General features: G+C 70.1%; 2 protein-coding genes. Both read right to left on the reverse strand.

The features are described 5' to 3' along the window. Positions 1–75: 75 nt before the first annotated feature. The gene (locus FNH05_RS36900; protein ID WP_144593462.1) at positions 76–822 is read right to left on the reverse strand and encodes a tryptophan 2,3-dioxygenase; all 747 of its coding nucleotides are present in this window, start codon (positions 820–822) and stop codon (positions 76–78) included. Between the two features lie 10 nt (positions 823–832). Then, positions 833–1,782: TrpB-like pyridoxal phosphate-dependent enzyme (locus FNH05_RS36905; RefSeq protein ID WP_144593461.1), on the reverse strand; the 950-nt coding region annotated here is incomplete at its 5' end.

Genomic DNA, 1,782 nt, shown 5'->3' on the forward strand with positions numbered 1-1,782 from the left:
GTATAAGAGACAGGTCGTATTTGCCGTGAAGGGACCCTTCACGGCCAACACTCACCATCGGAAACCGCAGCCGGGCTAAAGGGTGCGGCGGAGGGACCAGAGGTCGGGGAACAGCGGCTGGAAGAGGGTGGAGCGCAGGTAGCCCGCGCCGGACGAGCCGCCGGTGCCCGCCTTGTCGCCGATGGTCCGCTCGACCATCTTGACGTGCCGGTACCGCCATTCCTGCAGGCCCTCGTCCAGATCCACCAGGTGCTCGGAGACCAGCGCGGGGCCGGCGTCGTCGCGGTACACGCGCAGCAGTGCCTCCCGGATCCCGCCCGCCGCGTCGTAGCCCTGACCGTCCAGGTACGCCACGAACGACTCGAACAGCGACGGGCCCGCCATGGCCGCGGCGATCCGCTCCCGCGCCTCGCTGCCCGCCGGGTAGTGCTCGACGGCGCCGTCGTCCCGCCGCCCCAGCACCGCCTCCAGCTCCCGGAACTGCGCCGACTGGAAGCCGCTCGCCGCCTCCAGCCGGGCACGGAACCCGGCGAACTGGCTCGGCGTCATGGTCTCCAGCACGTCGATCTGCGCCACCGCCACCTTGAGGATGCTGAGCACGCGCCGCAGCGTCCGGATCGCGCGCGCGGTGTCGCCGTCGGCGAGGCGTTGCTGCAGGTAGCGCAGTTCGTGCAGCAGCTGTTTGAACCACAGCTCGTACACCTGGTGGATGACGATGAACAGCATCTCGTCGTGCTCGGCCGATCGGGGCCGCTGCGCGGCGAGCACCTCGTCCAGCGCGAGGTAGGAGGTGTAGGTCAGGGCGGCGTCCTGCTCCGGCATCGGCATCCCATCACGGTCGCGGCACCCCGGCCAGTGCCTCGGTCAGCGCGGCCTCGGGGAGCTCGTGGTCTTCCATCGCGCCGGAAAGGTACGCCGCATAGGCGGGCAGGTCGAGGTGCGCGTGCCCGCAGAGCGCGGTGAGTATCACCTTCTCCTCCCCGGTTTCCTTGCAGCGCAACGCTTCCCGGATGCATTCGGCGACCGCGTGCGTCGGCTCGGGGGCGGGGATGATGCCTTCGGACCGGGCGAAGGCCACTCCGGCGGCGAAACACTCCCGCTGCCCGACGGCCACCGCGTCCATCAGCCCGAGTTCATGGATATGGGAAATCAACGGCGCCATTCCGTGATAACGAAGACCGCCCGCGTGGATCGGGTCGGGCACGAAATCGTGGCCGAGGGTGTGCATTTTCAGCAGCGGGGTCAGCCCGGCGGTGTCGCCGAAATCGTAGGCGTAACGGCCGCGGGTCAGCGTCGGGCACGCCGCCGGTTCCACGGCCCGGATTTCCGGAGACATCCGCCCGGCGAGTTTTTCCCGCAGGAACGGGAAGGCGAGTCCGCCGAAATTGGAGCCGCCCCCGGTGCAGCCGATCAGCACGTCGGGCGTTTCACCGGCGAGCGCGCACTGCTTGAGCGCCTCCTCGCCGATCACGGTCTGGTGCAGCAGCACATGGTTGAGCACGCTGCCGAGCGCGTACCGGGTGTCCGGATCGGCGGCCGCCTTCTCCACCGCCTCGCTGATCGCGATGCCGAGGCTGCCCGGCGAGGCGGGGTCCGCCGCGAGCACGGCCCGGCCCGCCGCGGTCTCCTCCGACGGGCTCGGGTGCACGGTGGCCCCGAAGGTCTCCATCATGATCTTGCGGTAGGGCTTCTGGTCGTAGGAGGCGCGCACCTGCCACACCTCGCACTCCAGCCCGAAGGTGGCGCAGGCGAAGGCGAGCGCGCTGCCCCACTGCCCCGCCC

Source organism: Amycolatopsis rhizosphaerae (genome assembly GCF_007713715.1).
Classification (GTDB): Bacteria; Actinomycetota; Actinomycetes; order Mycobacteriales; family Pseudonocardiaceae; genus Amycolatopsis_E; species Amycolatopsis_E rhizosphaerae.

What these genes read in the sequence shown, in the direction of transcription:
- FNH05_RS36900 (WP_144593462.1), bottom strand. Translation starts at nt 822, where the DNA reads ATGCCGGAGCAGGACGCCGCCCTGACCTACACCTCCTACCTCGCGCTG.